Origin of the sequence: Enterobacter sp. HK-058-C-ECC (assembly GCF_047531125.1) — a bacterium.
Classification (GTDB): domain Bacteria; phylum Pseudomonadota; class Gammaproteobacteria; order Enterobacterales; family Enterobacteriaceae; genus Enterobacter; species Enterobacter quasiroggenkampii.
Genome location: NZ_JBLKCH010000001.1, coordinates 576,635 through 595,910 on the forward strand (window position 1 = coordinate 576,635; position 19,276 = coordinate 595,910).

A 19,276-nucleotide genomic window follows, 5' to 3' on the forward strand; every position below is an offset into this window, starting at 1 on the left:
GCAAGACATCCCTTATGCAAATAAACCTCTTTGAATCTATTCGGATTTTTATTGAAATTGTCGACTCGGGAAGCCTTACCCAGGCGGCAGAGAATCTGCAGGTCCATCGACCGGCAGTGACCAAAGCGCTGCAGCTTCTGGAACAACACAGTGGCACGCGGCTCCTGCAGCGTACAACGCGTCGAATTAGCCTGACGCCGGATGGGGAAGCCTTTTATCGCCGCAGTAAACCCCTGCTGGCGCAGGCGGATGAATTACTGGAGTCGTTTGGTTCGGACCGTGCAATACACGGCCAGCTGCGAGTCGATATGCCTGTCTCTTTTGCAACGCTGCGGGTGATACCCAATCTGCCTGATTTTTATCGTCAGCATCCCGAGATCGAGATCATTCTGAGCAGCTCTGACCGCCGTCGGGATATGCTGCGGGACGGCCTGGACTGCGTGCTGCGGGTGGGCGAGCTGGACGATGGCGATTATATCGCGCGTAAAGTCGGGAACATTAAAATCACGACCTGTGCCAGCCCGGCCTGGCTGGCAAAACACGGTACGCCAGAAACGCTGGAGGATTTACGCAAGCATCAGGCCATCAACTGGATTAACAACAGCAGCAGGCACATTCAGCCGTGGACGTTTACCACGCCAGAGGGCGTCGCGGAGATCGCGCTACCCGGTAAGCTCGTGGTGGATAACTCCGAGGCCTACATCGCGGCAGGCCTGGCTGGGCTTGGGGTAATGCAGGGGATGAATCTCTTTCTTCAGCCTTACATTGACCGCGGCCTGCTGGTTGAGGTCTTGCCAGCCTATCGCTCGCCGGACCGCAAACTGTCACTGCTCTACCCACACCGTCATCTCTCCCGCAAGGTGCGGGTATTTACCGAGTGGCTGGAGAGTCTGGTGTGAAAGCGGCCAGCTCATGGCATAGCGCACCAATCTGCTCCACGGCATTGAGCAGGCGGGGCGTCGGTTCGTTTGCACAGTTTAGCCGCAGAAAGTGCGAAAGTTCTGCGCCAGGAGAAAACAGGGGACCGGGGCTGACGCCAATACCCCGCGCCAGCGCGCGACGATGCACCTCCAGCGCGTTGACCTGCAGAGGAAGTTCGACCCACAACAGAAAGCCAGCTGCGGGGACGTTTACGCGGGTACCGGGGGGAAAACTGGCCACGACCTGCGCCACGACGGCGTCTATTCCCTCTGCGATCCGCCGCTTTAGCCGCCGCAGGTGACGGTCGTAGTCGCCGCTTGCCAGCATCTCGCTCGTCGCGGCTTCCAGCAGCGGCGCACCGGCCCACTCTCCGGCCATGCGGGCCTGCAAGACCTGCGTGTAATAGCGTCCGGCGGCAATCCAGCCGATTCGCCACCCCGGCGCAAGCGTTTTTGACAGGGAGCTGCAGTAAATCACATTCCCGTTCTGGTCGAAGGCTTTGCAGGCCGGAGGACGTTGCCCGTCACCGACGAGGTCACCGTAGACGTCGTCCTCAATCAGAGGAATACCGGCCTCTTCAAGCAGAGCAACCAGTTCCTGCTTGCGCGCGACGGGCATGCTGGCACCCAATGGGTTTTGCACGGTGGGCGAGGCCAGAACGGCCGCAGGACGGTGGCAGCGGATGGCGTCAGCCAGCGGTTCCAGTAACAAGCCTTCAGCAGGATCGGTGGGGATTTCTAAGGCCTTCAGGCCTAAATCCTCCAGCAGCAGGAGCGTGCCGAAGTAGGCGGGCTGCTCAATCGCCACCACATCACCTGGCTGACACACGGCCCGCAGGGCCAGGCGCAGCGCCTGCGTCGCGCCCGCGGTGATAATAAGATCGTCCGCGCCGAAACGGGCTCCCCACTGCGCAGCGCGCGCGGCAATCTTACTTCGCAAGTCTGCTCTTCCCGGAGGCAGGCTGTAGCTCTGCCCATGCGCGTCCAGACGACGGCCCGCGGAGTGCAACGCCCGCTGCAGCGCCTCCCCGGGCAGCCACGCGGGATCGGGCAGGGCGGCGCCCAGCGGGACCAGACGGGCTTCTGCACTGCTGAACAGCGACCGGGCCACGGCGGACAGGGTGACGGGGACCGGGCCTGCCGGGGAACGCGCGGGCTCCGCACGCTGAGGCTGGCTGATCTGGCGAATGTAGTAACCCGAACGCGGACGCGCAACGATCAGCCCCTCGGCCTCAAGGCAGCGAAGGGCCTCCAGCGCCGTCGGAAGGCTAACGTGCTCGCGCTCGGCCAGTTTTCGCGCGGAGATCATCCGGTCACCGGCTCGCAATGCGCCTGAAGAGAGCGTGAGGCGTAGACTCTCAGCAATCCGGCGATAGTGTGGTGAGGAGGTGGACGGGGCAGACATGGGTATCTGTTCAGGCTAATTTTCGATAAAACTGACTATACAGCCAATGATGCGCGCCATCTATAGTGTCCGGCATGTTCAGGACAAGGAGGCAATATGCACAGCGATAATTTCGACATTTCCTCGTATTTCAAACGCATAAACTACACCGGACCGGCGGCGGCCGATACGACCACCCTGCATGCGCTGATGCGTCATCAGCTCTTTTCCGTTCCCTTTGAAAATCTGGACGTGCAGGCGGGAAAAATTGTCTCGCTGGCGCCAGACGACATTGCTGATAAGGTGTTAAAGAAAGGGCGCGGCGGCTACTGCTATGAGGTGAACGGGCTTTTTGCCATGGCGCTGGAGGCACTTGGTATTCCTTACCGTTTCGTGGCGGCGCGTCCGATGTTCTACCCTGCACGGCGGCCAAAAACCCATATGGCGTTAATCGCTGAAGTGGAGAGCAGGCAGTGGCTTTGCGATCTCGGGTTCGGCAGCTACGGCATCCGCGCGCCAATGGCGCTGGACACGCTTGACGTGGATATCCCCCAGGATTTCGACACGTTTCGCCTGAGCCGCAGCGCAGAGGGTGAGTATCTGCTCGAGGCGAAGGTGGAAGGCGAATGGGCCCGACAATACGGCTTCGATCTCACGCCTCAGGAGTGGATTGATTTCGTCCCGGCCAACTACCTGAACTCCACGCACCCGGATGCGATCTTTGTGCAGAAGCGGGTGGTGGTGCAGCACAGCCCGGAAGGACGCCAGATTTTACTGGGCGATATGCTGAAAACCATCACGGCGAACGGCACTGAAACGCGGCGGCTGGCGGAGGATGAAATCCGCCATGTCCTGACAGACCGTTTTGCGCTCACCGCCGCGTAATCGGAGAAAAATGGAGACTCAGCCCGGCCCGTCGGCTGCGGCTTTACGCTGAGCCCCCCACTGTAACAGCAGGCTAAACGACGCGGGTAACACGGTCAGCGTCACCAGCGTCGCAGCCAGCAGCCCGCCGATGATGGCATAGGCCATTGGGCCCCAGAAGACCTGGTGAGAGATGGGGATCATCCCCAGAATGGCGGCACAGGCGGTCAGACAGATGGGTCTGGCCCTGTGCTCCGCGGCCGCCATAATCGCGGCATCATTTGCCATACCCTGGGCAAGATTGCTGTCAACCTCGCTAATCAATATTACCGCGTTACGCACGATCATCCCCGCCAGGGCGATAACGCCCAGCAGCGCGACAAACCCCATCGGCGTTCCGCCAGGCAGCATAGCCAGCACGATCCCCGGTAAACCAAACGGGGCCATCAGGAGCGCCAGCAGCATCCGGGAATATCGCCGCAGCTGAAGCATCAGCAGCAACAGCATGATGACCAGCGTTACCGGAAGAACGGTAAAGACGGAGCTGTTCCCCTTATCCGATTCGGCAACCGCGCCGCCTTCTTCAATGCTGTAACCTGCGGGCAGGCTCGCGCGCAGTTTATCCACCGTCGGACGCAGCGCGGCGGATACCGCTTCAGCCCTCAGCCCCGGGGCGAGGTCGGTTTGCACCGTGATAAAGGGCACACGCTGCCGACGCCAGATGACCGGATCGTCCACGCCCCAAACCGGCGTTGCGACGGCGCTGAGCGGAATTTTTTTACCGTCATTTCCCTGAATCGTGAGTGAGGAGAGGGTGGCGGTGCTCTGGCGCGCGCTGTCCTCGGCCCTGAGCACCACGTCGACAAGACGGTCATTATCTCTGATGGACGTGACAACGCTGCCGGACCAGACGGTATTCAGCGTGCGGGCGAGGCTTTCTGACGATATTCCCGCCGCTCTGGCCGCCGTCTGATTTACCTCAAGGGTAATGACTCTCTCCGGCTCTCCGGCCGTCTGGTTAACGTCGCGTGAGAACGGGGAGCGGCCAATCGCGTCCGTGAGACGGTTCGCAAACGCCCGAACCTGCAGATAATCCGGCCCGCTCACCCGGTATTTGATGGGCCAGCCGACGGGAGGCCCCAGCTCAAGAGGCGACACGCGCGTGATGATGTCGCTAAATTGCGTCGCCAGGATCGTGTTGAGCTGTGCGTGCAGACGATCCCGCGCCGCAAGATCCTTCGCGACCACAACCATCTGGGCGATATTTTCATTTTCCAGCAGCACGTCCATCGGCAGGTAAAAACGGATGGCGCCTGAGCCAACGTACGTCGAAAAGCGATCGATATTGCTGTTGCCGGCCAGCGCTTTTTCCAGCTTTTCCACCTCTCTGAGCGTTTCCGGCTGCGACGCGTTGGCCGGAAGCGTCAGGCTGACCAGCAACTCGGGCCGGTCCGAGGCGGGGAAAAATTCGCCCTGCATAAACGTCGTGCCGTACGCTGACAGCCCCAGCGCGGCAAGCGCAATCAGTACGGTAGCGAGCCGGTGGCGGAGCGCCATGCGTAAAAGCCGTCCATACCCGCGCGCGATCCTTCCCGGTCCTGCCGCGTGATGTCTGACTTTTTCCGGCAGTAGCCACGTGCCCGTTAGCGGCGAAAACAGGATCGCGACGGCCCAGGAGCAGAGCAGGGCGATGAGCACCACCGCAAACAGGGAGAAGCAGTATTCACCGGCGCTGGAGGCCGCAAAACCAACGGGAATAAAACCGGCAATCATGACCAGAGTACCGGTGAGCATCGGGAAGGCCGTCGTTTTGAATGCATAGGCGGCCGCGTGTCGACGGGAATCCCCCGCTTCCAGTCGGGAGACCATCGTTTCGACGGCGATCATGGCGTCATCCACCAGCAGGCCCAGGGCAATGATCAGCGCCCCGAGCGAGATACGCTGAAGGCCAATACCGGCGAGCATCATGCCGACAAACGTCATGGCAAGCACCAGCGGAATGGCCGTCGCCACCACCAGTCCGGCCCGCAAACCCAGCGAGACAAATGAAACCGCCAGCACGATAACAACGGCTTCGATAAGTACCCGGATAAACCCGCTTACCGCGTCACTGACCACCGCTGACTGATCGGCGACTTTCACCATCTCGATACCGTGCGGCAGCCCGGCGCTGAGGGTCGCCATTTTTGCGTTCAGCGCAGCACCGAAACGTAGCATGTTGCCTGTCGGCGCCATCGACACCGCCAGACCGATAGCCGGTTTGCCGTTCACCCGGTAGGCCGGGGCCGGTGGCTCGGCGATTTCCCGGGTGACGGTGGCAATGTCGGTCAGCGGAATATAGCGATTGTTAACGTGCAGCGTGACGGCGCGTAAACTCTCTTCGGTGGTGAGCGCTCCGCTGACCTTTATCGCCATGTTCTCCTGCCCGGTACGCATCGTTCCTGCCGGGACAACGGCGTTTTGCGCCCGGAGGGCGTCGGCAACGTCCTGAATATCCAGCCCCATACCGGCCAGGCGCGCCGGAGAAAAGGCGAGAACCCACTGCTCCTGCTGTTCGCCCAGCAGGGTGGTTTTACCCATATCCGGCAGAGACATGAGCTCGCGCCGTATTGTCTCTGCGCGATCCCGCACCTCCCGCAGCGTGAAACCTTCGGGAATAAAGGCGTAAATTGTGCCGAACGTGTCGTCAAACTCGTCATCCACGGCAGGACCCTGCACCCCTTCGGGCAGGGACGGCGCGATGTCCTGCATTTTTTTGCGAACCTGATACCAGATATCGGGCACGTTTTGCGGGGGCGTATCATCACGGAGGTTGACGTGGATAACGGTGCGTCCGGCACGGGTTTCACTTTCGAGATAGTCCAGCCAGGGCGTTTCCTGCAGCTTTTTTTCAAGCGTATCGGTCAGCAGGCGGGTGGTATCCGTCACGGAGGCTCCTGGCCACTGCGCGGAGACGACGGCCGTTTTAATGGTGAATGCCGGATCTTCGTTACGCGGCAGCTTTTCATAACAGTACACGCCCATCGCAATTACCAGCAGCATGAAAAAGCTGACCATCTGCTGGTTCTTCAGCGCCCAGGCGGAGAGGTTAAATTTGGTTTCCGATCCTGTGTTCATGGCTGAACCTCTCCGGCCATCACCGGCTCGCCGGATCGTAATGTGCTCACGCCCGCCGTAATCACCCTGTCGCCGGGCTCAAGGCCGGAGGCAATCATGACGGAGGAGGCCGTATAGCCGACGGGCACCACCACGCACAGCTGCGCCTGCGACCGCGGGGTAATGACGAAAACGGCCGGTTTGTTGCCGACGCGGGTCAGCGCCGACGCGGGAAGCGCGTACCCGTGCGGGGCGGCGGAGGGCAACGTCACGGTGACGCTGGCGCCCAGCGCCATGGCCGCCGGCGGGTTTTGCAGGGTAGCTCTGACGCGCCACGTGCGGGTCTGAGGATCGGCCTGCGGGGTGATATCCCGCAGTACGGCAGACGCCTGCACCGATGGGTCGCTGAGGAGGGAAACCTGCAAAACCGCTTTATCCAGAGACGGGAACGCATCGGGCGCGGTAATGTCAAACGCCACGTCGCGGGCTTCCCCGGTCGCCAGCGTCAGCACGGACTGGCCGTCGCTGACAACCTGTCCCGCAGAGGCGCTCACGGCTGTGATGACGCCCGCTTGTGGCGCGATCAGGCGCGTCCAGCCGAGATTTTCGCGGGCATTTCGCCATGCGGCCTCGCTGCTTTTTAAGCGCGCGCGGGCGACAAGCCAGTCAGCCCGGGCGCTGTCGAGCTGCGTGCGGGCTATCGCGCCTGTTGGCATAAGCTTTTGCATGCGACTGACGTTAAGCGCGGCGACCTGGGCAGAGGCTTTCGCGCCTTCATAGTCGGCCGCGGCGCTGTCGAGCTGGTTTTGCCCGGTCGTATTATCAAGCGTGGCCAGCAGCTGTCCGGCAGTGACCCGGTCGCCAATATCAACGCTACGCGTCAGTATCCGGCCTCCGGTGCGAAAGCTCAGGGTCGTTTCATCGTGGGCATGGATCTCACCGGTTCTTTCCAGCGCGGGAAGGGAGTGGGCGGTGCCAACGACGACGTAGCGTACCTTACGCACTGGGTCAGGTTTGTTTTCGTGTTTATCACCGCAGCCGGTCAGCGGAAAAATCGCCAGCGCAAGCAGGGCCAGGGGAAGAAAATGCAGCCAGGAAAGGGTGCGCGCCACGCCGTACAAATGATGCAGGCAGTGGCGGAGGGAGAGAAAAAATTCGTCTGACATAACGCCGCTCCATAAAGGGAATGGCGTTATTAAATGCGCGCTACGTCGAGAAAGATTCGATGTTCTGTCAAGGCTTTATCAAGAGTGGAGATTTTCATTATCGGACGGATGCCAGGGCAACAAAATGCACACCGCAAGGCCGCCGGTTTCCGGTAATGACGCGCTAATCTCACCCCCATGCGCCTGGCAAATCGCCCGGGCGATAGACAAACCAAGGCCGCTGCCGCCGGAATGCCGCGCGCGGGACTGCTCCTCGCGGCTAAAGCGTTTAAACATTTCCGGTAGGAACTGGGGCGACACGCCCGGCCCGTCATCGGTGAATTCGAGGATGTAATGCCCGCTGGCGTAATGCAGTGCCACCTCAAGGTGGCCGCCTTCGCGTCCGTAACGTAGCGCATTTTCCATGAGGATGGTAACGACCTGCCCCATACGGAACGCATCGCCCCGGAAGGGGCTGGTGTGCGGGTTACGCAGCGTTATCCTGAAATGATGCGCATCCGCCTGGGGCATGATCCAGGCAGCCCGCTCCTGAATCAGCTCATCCAGACAGAACGGCTGGTCCTCCAGCACAAGGTTACCCGCGTCTGCCAGAGAGAGAAGGTGGAGCTCATCGGTGAGGCGGTTGAGGTGCTGGAGCTGTTTCATCACCATGCCCAGCTGCGCCGGGCTGGCATCAAACACGCCGTCTAGCATGCCCTGCAGACGCCCGATGGCGGCCGTCAGGGGCGAGCGCAGCTCATGCGCCATCGCGACGTGCGAGGCGCGGAGCTCTTTCTCATAGCGGGCGAGTTGTCCCGTCATAGAGTTAAAGTCGGTCGCAAAGCTGACCATTTCTGCCGGTGCATCTTTGATCAGCTCAGCCTGACGGCCAAACTGACCTTCGGCGACATCCTTTGCCGCATCGCGAAGTCGGCTGAACTGCAGTGCCAGCGGGCGGGCGTGTTTGAGCCCCATCACCACAATAAACGGGATCATCACCAGCACCAGCAGGGCCACCGTGACCCAGTCCGCTGAGGCGATGGACGGCGTGGAATAGCTCAGGCCCCACCAGGTGTCCACAATCGAGTGGAAGCGGGCCGGGTTGGCCTGCGGGTTCTGGCTGAGCGTCAGAAACTCCTGCCGGACCGCTGGCGGCATCCTGCCCATGATCCAGTAGTTCTGGACCGCATAGCGCAGCCACATGCAGGTGGCAATGACGATCACGCTGCCGATGGCCAGCGCTAAAATGCGTGCGCAAATCCAGCGCCACAGAGAGGCGTGCCGATTTTTTATCATGGCTGTCTGAACCTGTAACCCACGCCGCGCACGTTGATCAGCACGCCGGAAATACCCACCGCTTCGAGTTTTTTACGCAAGTTATAAATATGGGTGTCCACCACGCGCTCCAGCGCCTCGCTTTCCGGCAAACAGTGTTCCAGTAAATACTGGCGGGAGAACGGGTGCGCAGGCGAGCGCAGCAGCGTTGCCAGAAGCGAGAATTCCGTTGGCGTAAGATCGAGCATCACAGGCGTGTCGTCGCCGTTGTCCACGCACGCCACAATGGCGGCGACATCCACCGCCAGCGTTTGCCAGCGAAGGATCTTTTCCTCTGTCTCTTTTTTACTGCTGCGCCGCAGCACCGCCTGCACCCGCGCCACCACTTCGCCCGGATGATAAGGCTTCACAACGTAATCATCGGCACCGTAACGCAGGGCGCCAATGCGATCGGGAGTATCCCCCATGGCCGTGACCATGATTACCGGCACATCGCTTTTACGACGCAGGCCCGCCAGCACCTCGGTGCCATTAAGTCCCGGCAGCATCACGTCCAGCAGGATGAGGTCGGGCTTCCACCGCTGCGCCATATCCAGCCCGGAAAGACCGTCTCCGGTAATGGTCACGTCGTAATTTTCACGCCGTAAATAGGCTTCGAGCACGCCAGCCGCGTCGGCGTCATCTTCAATAATCAGCACTCTTCTGGATAACATCCGTTCACCTTGACCATTTCTTAACACTATCCCGACGATTCATTGATTCAGCCAAATCATACTGCGCCAACATTGTATGGCTGTCCCTGTCTCAGGAGACGCCAGCGTCTGTAAGGAGAGCAGTATGATAGCGATAAAAAAAGTCCTGTATATGTCCGTCCCGCTTCTGATGGTCTTGGCATCCGCCGCGCAGGCGGATGATGGCACCGCGTCCGATTCCTTAACCGTCGGGCTGGGAGGGCAATATGCCCCGCGTTACTCAGGCTCAGACAAGCAGGTGTGGCAGGTGGTTCCTGTGCTGCAGGGACGCAAAGGCGCTTTCTTTGTTGATGCACAAAAAGGGGTGGGATATGACCTGCAAAACGACAGCGGTTGGTATTTCGAACACACGCTGGGCTACGACCCCGGAAGGGCTGATAAAAATTCTGGCTGGCGTGAGGGTGCAAACAACCTGAAAGGGATGGGGGACATTAATGCCACCCTGAATACCGGCCTTGCCGTGGGCTGGCAGGCCGCGCCATGGCTGAGCATGGAAGGCAAAGCGACGCTGCCGTTAACGGACAGTCAGGGGGCAAGCTATCAGGCCTCCATTACGCTGATCCCGGTACAAAATAACCAGGACACGATTGCCTTTCAGTCTGCGGCCCAGTTTGGCGACAGCCGTTATATGAATACCTGGTATGGCGTCAGTGAGCAGCAGAGCCGCCGCACCGGCTATCGCCGCTATTCAGCGCCGGGTGGATTTTATGGCGTCGACACCAGCCTGACCTGGAGCCATCAGTTCGATGCTCACTGGGGAACTGTCCTCAGCGCGGACTATACCTGGCTTGGCGACCATGCCAATGAAAGCCCGATCGTGATGCGGCGCAATGAGGGGTCTGCAACCGCCGCTATCACCTGGACATTTTAAATTCGCAGAGCACGATGTGAGCGAGGGGGCGAGAGGATTACTTCTTCTTATCCATCATCGCTTTTAAATCGGCAAACGGGTTAAACGTGGCGACGCCCACGTCTTTTTGCGCGTCTTCCCCGGCCACCACGGTGGTGCCGTACTGATCTGCTTCGGTGTATTTCGAATGCTCGTGATCGTGGCAAAACAGGCACAACAGCTCCCAGTTGCTGCCATCTTCCGGGTTGTTGGTATGGTCGTGATCGATATGGTGAACCGTGAGTTCACGCAGATTGGAATAGACAAACTCGCGCGAGCAGCGTCCACACACCCATGGATAGATTTTTAATGCTTTTTCGCGATAGCCGCTTTCCAGCCGCGCGTAGTTTTTGGGGATCAAAGCCATTGCCGGTTTTACCTGTCATAAAAATAGTGAGCCAATATATCTCATCAGGCACTGTAAATGTATATACGCTTCCTCCGTTACAGTGAGAATGTGCCTTCAAGCGTAATGACGCATTTTCCGCCGACTCGAACCACCGCCTTTCCTGAGGTGGCATCGTATCCCGTGAACAGTACGCTTGCTCGTCCCATATCGACCCCCTGACTGACTGTCAGGTCAAGCGTCGTTTTATCGCGGTGTAATGCCAGTAGCGCCGTAACAGCGGCGGTCGCGCTGCCTGTTGCAGGATCTTCCGTCATTCGGGGCGTAAACATGCGTGCTTGCACATCGCAGGGCGCATCGGAATCTGAATCCAGGGTATAGGCATAGAGTGAAACTGCACCGTCCAGCGGTAACGTCGCACGAAAACCCTGTAAATTGGGCACACATCGACGGAGCGCCTCGCGAGAGGCCAGCTCGGCTATCAGGAAGGGCAGACCCACCGACGCGACGACGGGCATATGTACCTCGGTACGGATATCTTCTGCGTTCAGGGACAAGCAGGCAGCCACGTTTTCCGGGCTAACTTCAGAGCGGCAGGAGAGTGCCTCTGGTACCAGGAGTTCTGCACCCGTCACCGTATCGTTGTCACGCAGCAGGCGCACGGGCACCAGGCCAGCGATTTCCTCGAAGCGCAGTGTATCAGGCAGGTGCTGATCATTCATCGCAGTGTGATGAGCGAGCACGTAGGCGGTTCCCACATTTGGGTGCCCGGCGAAGGGGATCTCGCGCGAGGGCGTAAAAATTCGGACGCGTGCTGTATTGGATGGATTGTCTGGCGGCAGCACAAACGTCGTTTCGCTGTAACCAAACTCAACGGCGACCTGCTGCATTTGTGCTTTACTCATGCCCTCCGCATCGAGTACGACGGCAACAGGATTACCCAGAAACGGCGTGTCAGTAAAAACATCCGCCACAACATAGCGTCTTTTCATTTTTTATCCAGTGTGAAAGGTCCCGACCTATAGTAGTAACGTTAATTCAAACGGATAACCAACGGGTTTTTACCTGAGGGACATGAAACTATTTCAATCAATTTATTTGAATCATTCCGTTAAATAAACGGCATTTATTCTTACCGGGTAATGCGTAAAGTGGACAGAACGCAATGCATTATCAGGACACAGGGTTATGAAAAAGATCGGGTTTTTATCGTTTGGTCACTGGACGCCTTCGCCGCAGTCCGGCACGCGCTCGGCGGCTGACACGCTGCTGCAGTCCATCGATTTAGCCGTGGCGGCTGAAGAGCTGGGGGCAGACGGCGCCTATTTCCGCGTGCATCACTTCGCGCGACAGCTTAGCTCGCCGTTCCCTCTGCTGGCCGCCATTGGCGCAAAAACGAAGACCATCGAAATCGGCACCGGCGTGATTGATATGCGCTATGAAAATCCGATGTACATGGCTGAAGATGCGGGCGCGGCGGACCTGATTTCCGGTGGTCGCCTGCAGTTGGGCATCAGCCGTGGCTCCCCGGAGCAGGTTATTGATGGCTGGCGTCATTTCGGCTATGTCCCGCAGGAAGGGGAAAACGAGTCGGATATGGCGCGTCGTCATACCGAGGTGCTGCTTGAGGTGCTGCGTGGGGAAGGGTTTGCCAAACCGAACCCGCAGCCCATGTTCCCGAATCCGCCGGGGCTGCTGCGCCTGGAGCCTTATTCAGAAGGGCTGCGCGAGCGTATCTGGTGGGGGGCGGGTTCCAATGCGACGGCCGTATGGGCCGCAAAACTGGGCATGAACCTGCAAAGCTCAACGCTGAAGGACGATGAAACCGGTGAGCCGTTCCATATTCAGCAGGCAAAACAGATCCGCGCGTACCGTCAGGCCTGGAAAGAGGCGGGGCATACGCGTGAGCCGCGGGTGTCGGTCAGCCGCAGTATTTTTGCGCTGATGGACGACCGTGACCGGATGTATTTCGGGGCCAGCCGCAACGACAGCGATAGCGTGGGTTATCTTGATGAGAAAACGCGGGCCATCTTCGGGCGCAGCTATGCCGCGGAGCCGGACAAGCTGGTTGAACAGCTGAAAAAGGACGAGGCGATTGCCGAGGCGGACACGCTCTTACTGACCGTGCCGAACCAGCTGGGTGTGGATTATAATGCGCACGTGATTGAGTCTATTCTCAAACATGTCGCACCGGCAATGGGCTGGCGCGAGTAGTTCCGCTATCAGCCTTGAGATCGTAATGGAAAATCTGGCCCTCTGGTATCGCCGGTTTGGCGAGCCAGAATCTGTTCTGCAACCTGAAACCGCGCCGCCGGGCGCGCTTGCGCCGGGACAGCTCCGCGTGCGGATGCTGTTTTCTCCGGTCAACGCGTCCGATCTTATCCCCATCACCGGTGCCTATCGCCACAGAACCCCGTTACCGGCGGTCGCGGGGTATGAAGGTGTCGGTGTTGTCACCGAGGCGCCCGCCTCGTTTAAGCATCTGGTGGGGCTGCGCGTCCTGCCGCTGCGCGGTCAGGGCACCTGGCAGCGCTATGTGGATTGCCCGGCAGAGTATGCGATACCCGTTCCGGACACTGTCGACGCACATCTGGCCGCGCGGGCCTATATTAACCCGCTGGCGGCGCAGATGATGCTGACCCGCTACCCGCCGCGTGGAAAGCGAGTCTTGCTCACGGCTGCCGGATCGGATTGCGCCATTCTGCTGGGGCAGTGGGCGCGTCAGGCGGGGGCGGAAGCGGTGTATGGCATTCACCGTTCTGCCGTGCATGCTGAACGGCTGGAGGCGATGGGCATCACGCCTGTCGCACAGCATGACGCAAACAGAATCGGCACCGTCGCAGCCCGTAGCGATATCGTCTACGATGCCACCGGCGGGCCGCTTGCGGAAACGATCCTCAGCGTGATGCCCGAGCAGGGCATGTTTGTCTGCTACGGGCTGCTCTCCGGGCAAACCTTCACACAGCGGCGGCCTGCGCCGCGCGTGGCGTGGTTCCATATCCGAAACGGTCTGGATGCGCTCAGCGTTGAGGCGTGGCGCGCGGAGTTCGATCGCATCTGGCTGAGGTTGCCCGACAGTGAGTACAGCGACGTTATGGTGTACCCGCTGGCAGAGTGGCGAAGGGCGCTCAGCGCTTATCGTGAAGGTGGAAGGACCCGCAAGCCCCTCCTGTCGATGGCGGAATGACGGCTAGTGATGGCTCATATCGCTCAGCAGCACGGCGATACTTTGCCCGCCCGCCGTCTGCTCCAGACCAATCTTGACGATGATGGTGAGCGGAACGGAGAGCAGCATCCCAACGGGCCCGAGCAGCCAGCCCCAGAATATCAGGGACAAAAAGACCACCAGCGTGGACAGCCCCAGGCCCCGGCCCATCATGCGGGGTTCCAGTATGTTACCGAACACCAGATTGATGACCAGGTATCCGGCCAGCAGGATCAGCGCGTCATAAAGCCCGCTGAAAACCAGCACCTGAAGAATAGGGGGGATCGCCGCCAGCACGGAGCCGATGTTGGGAATGTAGTTAAGCGCAAACGCCAGTAACCCCCAGACGAACGCAAAGCGGACGTCCAGCGCCAGAAGCATCACCCAGACGACAACGCCTGTCACCAGGCTAATGGCCGTTTTCAGCACCAGATAGCGGGAGACGCTGTCCAGCGCGCGTTGAATCGCCCCCATTCCTTCGACCGGACGGACCATTATCTGCTGCAGCTTTGCAGGAAGCTGCGGCACCTCCAGCAGCATAAACACCACCGTTAAAAACAGCAGGAAAATGGAGGTCATGGCATTGGAAAGCTGAGCCAGCAGGCTGGTGACGATCGTCATCGCCGCATTGGGGTCGATATATTTCAGCAGTTCTTCAACCGAGACTTCGATACCCGCGCGTTGCAGCCAGGGCTCCAGCTGCAGCAGCGGTATTGCCAGCGAAGAGCGGTATTTCGGCAGCGTTCGCGCCAGTTCATTGAGCGAGGTCCCCAGATAAGCCACCAGCAGTACCATCGCCACAATAATGATGCTGATAAGCAGCGTGATGGCCAGCACGCGCGGGATGCGTAGCCGCGTCATGCGCTGAACCAGCGGGTTGAGGATCACCGCAATAAACAGGGCCAGAATAAAGGGCACAATAATGTCGGCGGCAAAGCGCACGCCTGTCAATATGATCACCAGCATGCCCAGCATGATGACAATTTTTAACCCGTTCAGGGTAATGATGGGTTTAGCCATGGTGACTCCGAAATTTTCTTTATATTTATAATAAAGGTGAAAGGCATTGCAATAAACTAACCAAAATCAAACGGAGTGGGTAAAGAATTGCAAAGACTTTGAGTAAAATCCTGGCTTATGGTACAAATTCGGTGTGTTTAACTACCGAGGACAATTTTCATCCGCAAAGACGAGAAGCAACAACGCGGATAATTGTAATTTTATGGACAATATGTTCAGGACGTACTCTTCAAACAATACTGCTGTATACTCCACCTCTTTCTGCCTGCTTTCTGGTGAGCAACACTGGCGCACCGCACTATAGTCATTTCTTCTGCCTGAGCTGGCGCTAAGCGCTTAGCTGACTGATTTCAATTCGTATTTTTGGGTTTGCTGCACGCAGCGGGCCACGATGGATTATATTCTCAAGCAGGAGAAAAACATGTTTTACTGGATTTTATTAGCCCTGGCTATTATCGCTGAAATTACCGGCACGCTGTCGATGAAGTGGGCTAGCGTCAGCGATGGCAACACCGGTTTTATTTTGATGCTGGTGATGATTTCGCTTTCGTATATTTTCCTCTCGTTTGCGGTGAAAAAAATTGCGCTGGGCGTCGCGTATGCCCTGTGGGAAGGGATCGGTATTTTGTTGATTACGCTGTTCAGCGTGCTGATATTTGACGAAACATTAACAACAATGAAGGTCGCCGGGTTAACGACGCTGGTCGCGGGTATTGTGCTGATTAAATCAGGTACCCGTAAGCCGTCTAAAGTGCAGAAGGAGCAGAACCATGCAACAGTTTGAGTGGGTTCATGCGGCCTGGCTGGGGTTCGCCATTGTGCTGGAAATTCTGGCGAACGTCCTGCTGAAATTCTCCGATGGTTTTCGCCGTAAATTCTACGGCCTGATGTCGATTGCCGCGGTTCTGGGGGCGTTCAGCGCGCTGTCCCAGGCGGTAAAGGGGATCGATCTTTCGGTCGCCTATGCGTTGTGGGGCGGTTTTGGTATCGCCGCGACGCTGGCTGCAGGCTGGGTGCTTTTCGGTCAGCGTTTAAATAACAAGGGCTGGATGGGACTCATCTTGCTGCTTGCAGGTATGATTATGATAAAACTTGCCTGACGTTCATAAAGCCATCCTTTACAGGCAGCGAAATTCGCTGCCTGTATTACGCTTAGAAAAGCAAAACCTTAAAGAGGATGGCTGATGTATCGCACATTAAGCTGGCGCAATATTCCCACCGCGAGAACGTTGTTTGCCATGGTCTTTATGGCGGGCATCGGCTTAATCATCTCCGTCGTCGCACTCCTCTATCTTTCCCTGCATCTTATCAGCACCAAAACCAATGAAATTGATGAACACCGCACGGCGCTTTCCGTGCAGGGGGCCATTCAGACATCGGTTAACCGCGTCTCCTCGTTAGTGCTGGATAACGCCGTCTGGGACGATGCGGTGCGGGAGGTCTACCGTCCCACGCTCGATACCGATTGGCTGTATAACACCTGGGGCGCCGGCTTTAAAATCAACAACCTCTATGATGGCACCTTCGTGCTTGATGAGCATTTCAATGTCATCTGGGGATCGTTTCAAAGTCAGCCTTTTCAGGAGACGAATCTCGATTTTTTCGGTAAGGGGCTGAAAGCCCTGATTGCTCAGCACGCGCGCGCCTTATCAAGCGACAAAAATATCTATGCCGGGATCAGCAAAACGCGAAGCGGCGTCGCCTTTGTGGGCATTGGGCTGATTCGCCCGATGGTCGGAAGATTACAGGTGACCGACGAAACGCGCCGCTATCTGGTGATCACCCGTCATCTGAACGCCAGAATCTTAGCCGACCTGGGGGCGACCTTTCAGATCGATAACCTGCACTTTACGCCGGAAAAAATTAACGAAATGAGTATGCCGCTGCGCAGTTCGGCAGGGGAGCTACTGGGCTATCTTAACTGGCAGGCACGGCTTCCGGGGGCGCAGGCCGCCCGGGCGGCATCCTCTGATATCACGCAGATTGTTGTGCTGGCATCGGCCCTGATCCTGCTCTTTATTCTGGTGAGCAGCGTGGGGCTGTACAAGCTTGCGCGAGGAGAAAGCCAGGCGCGTCTGGTGGCGAGAACGGACTGGCTAAGCCATCTGCCGAACCGACGAGCGCTCATCGAAGCGCTGGATCGGGTGAGTCTACGCGGAGATATCGACGTCAAAAGCGTGGTGTTTATCGATCTGGATGGTTTTAAAGACGTGAATGACATCTACGGCCACAGCGTGGGAGACGATCTCATCGTGGCGATTGCGAAAACGCTGAGTGAACGCGTGCCGCCAGGGGGAATGCTGGCGCGTATGGGCGGGGATGAGTTTGCCATGACCATCGGCGGTGATGAGGCAGAAACACAGGCCACCGCCTTTGCCGTTTCGGTGCTGGATTTTCTCACCACCCCGATTCAGCTGGGGGAACGCACGATCCATATCGGGGCCAGTATCGGTATCGCCAGCGGAACCCTGATTGAATGCACCAGCTCCGAGCTGTTTCGCCGCGCCGATATTGCCATGTACCATGCCAAAATGAGCGGGAAAGGGCGTATCACCCACTACGACGCCGAGCTGAACAGCGCCCGGGAGCGCAAGCTGGCGATTGAAAATCAGATCCGTAACGGTCTGGAGCGCGATGAGTTTGAGGTCTGGTATCAGCCGATTATTGACGCCCGCAGCCAGAAAATGAGCAGTGTCGAAGCGCTGGTCCGCTGGCCACGTCGCCCGGACGGGCCGCTGGGCCCGGATACCTTCATCGCCATTGCGGAGACCAGCGGTCTGATTTACAAGCTGGGCCAGTTTGTGTTGCAGCGCGCCTGTCAGGACCTCCAGCCGTACGGTGACTTAACGCTTTCCGTTAACATTTCTCCCGCGCAATTCCGCGATCCCGCCTTCGAAGACAAAGTGGCCAGCGTGCTGGAGACCACTCATTTCCCTGCTAACCGACTGCAGCTGGAGGTCACGGAGTCCTATGTGCTGGAAAACCCGGAGCGCGCCCGCATGGCGATAGCCAATCTTAAAGCGCTGGGCACCGCGGTGGCGCTGGATGACTTTGGCACCGGCTATTCCAGCATTGGCTATTTGCGGCGTTTTAACTTCGACACGATCAAGATTGATAAATCGCTGGCCGGGCTGGTGGACAACGATGAACAGGCGGCCGCGCTGGTAAGCGGCACGGTGCGGATCGCCAACGCGCTGGGGATGGCGGTGGTCGCCGAAGGGGTCGAGACCGAAAGACAAATGAAACTGCTGCGGCTGGCTGGCTGCGATCAACTGCAGGGTTTTTGGTTCAGCCAGCCGATGCCGATTGAGTCAATCAGGGCATTACATCAGGTCAGACGATGCTGATTTACTGCTGCGCCAGCGCTTCCAGCTTGTCGCGAAAACCGGTCACGGACAAGGCCCGGTTATCTGCGCGCCAGCGATCTTTCGCCGCTGGTGCAGAGCTCTGCACACCGATCAACTGCCAGCCGTTATCTGTTTTCAGCATCAGCGGTGAGCCACTGTCACCCGGCAACGTATCGCACTGGTGAGAGAGTACGCTGGTTTGCGCCCAGCCCGTCACAATACAGTCGGAGTGCGTGTAAAGCGTATCCAGATGGTCGACAGGATAGCCGGACTGCGTCACTTTCCGGTCGGCGGCTTTCAGCGCGGCGGTGAGTGCGTCTTTGTCGCCGTCAAATAACGGCAGCGGCGTAATGCCGGAAGGGGGATAGCGTAAAACGATGAGGCCAAAGTCCCAAGAGGCGGCCGCCGGTGGCACGATCCAGCCGTCACCATCCGGTTTCAGTCGTTTGCCGAGAGACGGATCGACCCGGCCTTCAATGCCGTGAATTTCATAGCGCCAGGTGCCTTTTTGCGACACAAACCGCAAGGCCACCGCTTTATCCGGCTTGCCGTTTGGCGGCGTTAACAGACAGTGGCCTGCCGTCAGGGCAAGCTGTGGGGTAATCAGCGTCGCAGTACATAAGTTACCGCTGGCGGTTTCCAGTTGACCTATAGCATCCCAGGGCGCCTGGGTGGGATCGGCGACGCGCGTGCGATCGTCATGACCGAAAAAAAGCGTCTTTAGCTCTTTCGCGCTAATGGTGTCATCACCGCCATCATCCGCATGTGAGAATCCAGAAAAAAGACCAAACGTTCCCAGTAACAACACAACAGATTTACGCATATCACACTCTGGTGGGGGTAATTATGATTATTAAAAGTGAACCCTATGAAAATACTATAGACGGGACAGCGCTAAAGTGGGAGTAAAATCAGCGTGCTACAATCAGGAAAGATAAAAGTGGCTGGCGATGAGCGCGCATAAAATAAGCAGGATCAGAATCAGCTCAAACCGATAGCGTCGCAGCATACGCCCTCCGGATAAAAAAAACGG

17 protein-coding genes are annotated in these 19,276 nt (G+C 58.3%); 8 read left to right on the plus strand and 9 right to left on the minus strand.

The genetic code is table 11. The features are described from left to right. Positions 1–14: 14 nt before the first annotated feature. Complete coding sequence (locus ACMWJS_RS02845) at positions 15–899, plus strand: LysR family transcriptional regulator (protein WP_252077261.1); 885 nt, start codon at positions 15–17, stop codon at positions 897–899. On the opposite strand, the gene ACMWJS_RS02850 is transcribed toward ACMWJS_RS02845, so the two are convergent. Then, the gene (locus tag ACMWJS_RS02850) at positions 871–2,325 is read right to left on the minus strand and encodes a PLP-dependent aminotransferase family protein (RefSeq protein WP_414746551.1); all 1,455 of its coding nucleotides are present in this window, start codon (positions 2,323–2,325) and stop codon (positions 871–873) included. The genes ACMWJS_RS02845 and ACMWJS_RS02850 overlap by 29 nt on opposite strands. 96 nt (positions 2,326–2,421) lie before the next feature. Here ACMWJS_RS02850 and ACMWJS_RS02855 point away from each other — a divergent pair, with 96 nt between their 5' ends. Beyond that, positions 2,422–3,189 (plus strand): arylamine N-acetyltransferase family protein, encoded by a 768-nt coding sequence (locus ACMWJS_RS02855; protein ID WP_196352371.1) that lies wholly within the window; start codon positions 2,422–2,424, stop codon positions 3,187–3,189. A gap of 18 nt (positions 3,190–3,207) precedes the next feature. Here ACMWJS_RS02855 and ACMWJS_RS02860 read toward each other — a convergent pair whose 3' ends face one another. From ACMWJS_RS02860 to ACMWJS_RS02875, 4 genes are all read right to left on the minus strand, one after another. Next, positions 3,208–6,285, minus strand: coding sequence for an efflux RND transporter permease subunit (locus tag ACMWJS_RS02860; protein WP_414746552.1), 3,078 nt, complete (start codon positions 6,283–6,285; stop codon positions 3,208–3,210). Next, on the minus strand, positions 6,282–7,430 hold the full coding sequence (locus tag ACMWJS_RS02865; RefSeq protein ID WP_414746553.1) for an efflux RND transporter periplasmic adaptor subunit: 1,149 nt from the start codon (positions 7,428–7,430) through the stop codon (positions 6,282–6,284). Before ACMWJS_RS02865 ends, ACMWJS_RS02860 begins: the two co-directional genes overlap by 4 nt. A gap of 78 nt (positions 7,431–7,508) precedes the next feature. After that, a complete protein-coding gene (locus ACMWJS_RS02870) occupies positions 7,509–8,705 on the minus strand; it encodes a sensor histidine kinase (protein WP_045910367.1) in 1,197 nt (398 codons plus the stop codon). Next, positions 8,702–9,397, minus strand: a complete 696-nt coding sequence (locus ACMWJS_RS02875) for a response regulator (RefSeq protein ID WP_045910368.1) — start codon at positions 9,395–9,397, stop codon at positions 8,702–8,704. Before ACMWJS_RS02875 ends, ACMWJS_RS02870 begins: the two co-directional genes overlap by 4 nt. Positions 9,398–9,521: 124 nt before the next feature. Here ACMWJS_RS02875 and ACMWJS_RS02880 point away from each other — a divergent pair, with 124 nt between their 5' ends. Beyond that, positions 9,522–10,307, plus strand: a complete 786-nt coding sequence (locus ACMWJS_RS02880; RefSeq protein ID WP_414746554.1) for a MipA/OmpV family protein — start codon at positions 9,522–9,524, stop codon at positions 10,305–10,307. Positions 10,308–10,344: 37 nt separating this feature from the next. On the opposite strand, the gene yajD is transcribed toward ACMWJS_RS02880, so the two are convergent. Both yajD and ACMWJS_RS02890 read right to left on the minus strand, forming a co-directional pair. Next, a complete protein-coding gene (yajD, locus tag ACMWJS_RS02885; RefSeq protein WP_003857471.1) occupies positions 10,345–10,692 on the minus strand; it encodes an HNH nuclease YajD in 348 nt (115 codons plus the stop codon). Between the two features lie 77 nt (positions 10,693–10,769). Beyond that, positions 10,770–11,663, minus strand: coding sequence for a PhzF family phenazine biosynthesis protein (locus ACMWJS_RS02890; protein WP_167213002.1), 894 nt, complete (start codon positions 11,661–11,663; stop codon positions 10,770–10,772). 196 nt (positions 11,664–11,859) lie between these two features. Here ACMWJS_RS02890 and ACMWJS_RS02895 point away from each other — a divergent pair, with 196 nt between their 5' ends. Next, positions 11,860–12,885, plus strand: coding sequence for an LLM class flavin-dependent oxidoreductase (locus tag ACMWJS_RS02895; RefSeq protein ID WP_032651088.1), 1,026 nt, complete (start codon positions 11,860–11,862; stop codon positions 12,883–12,885). A gap of 25 nt (positions 12,886–12,910) precedes the next feature. Next, complete coding sequence (locus ACMWJS_RS02900) at positions 12,911–13,858, plus strand: zinc-dependent alcohol dehydrogenase family protein (protein ID WP_414746555.1); 948 nt, start codon at positions 12,911–12,913, stop codon at positions 13,856–13,858. 3 nt (positions 13,859–13,861) lie between these two features. Here the strand turns inward: ACMWJS_RS02900 and ACMWJS_RS02905 are convergent, their stop codons facing one another. After that, a complete protein-coding gene (locus ACMWJS_RS02905; RefSeq protein ID WP_032651092.1) occupies positions 13,862–14,896 on the minus strand; it encodes an AI-2E family transporter in 1,035 nt (344 codons plus the stop codon). Between the two features lie 421 nt (positions 14,897–15,317). Between ACMWJS_RS02905 and mdtJ the strand changes: the two genes are divergently transcribed. The 3 genes from mdtJ to ACMWJS_RS02920 all read left to right on the plus strand — a co-directional run bounded on the left by mdtJ (position 15,318) and on the right by ACMWJS_RS02920 (position 18,243). After that, complete coding sequence (gene mdtJ / locus ACMWJS_RS02910; protein ID WP_008502463.1) at positions 15,318–15,680, plus strand: multidrug/spermidine efflux SMR transporter subunit MdtJ; 363 nt, start codon at positions 15,318–15,320, stop codon at positions 15,678–15,680. Then, entirely contained in the window at positions 15,667–15,996 is a 330-nt protein-coding gene (gene mdtI / locus ACMWJS_RS02915; RefSeq protein ID WP_045910373.1) for a multidrug/spermidine efflux SMR transporter subunit MdtI, read from the plus strand. Before mdtJ ends, mdtI begins: the two co-directional genes overlap by 14 nt. An 84-nt stretch (positions 15,997–16,080) precedes the next feature. Continuing rightward, on the plus strand, positions 16,081–18,243 hold the full coding sequence (locus tag ACMWJS_RS02920) for a bifunctional diguanylate cyclase/phosphodiesterase (protein ID WP_167213008.1): 2,163 nt from the start codon (positions 16,081–16,083) through the stop codon (positions 18,241–18,243). Position 18,244: 1 nt separating this feature from the next. On the opposite strand, the gene ACMWJS_RS02925 is transcribed toward ACMWJS_RS02920, so the two are convergent. After that, positions 18,245–19,066 (minus strand): trypsin-like serine peptidase, encoded by an 822-nt coding sequence (locus tag ACMWJS_RS02925; protein WP_045910375.1) that lies wholly within the window; start codon positions 19,064–19,066, stop codon positions 18,245–18,247. Between the last annotated feature and the right edge of the window lie 210 nt (positions 19,067–19,276).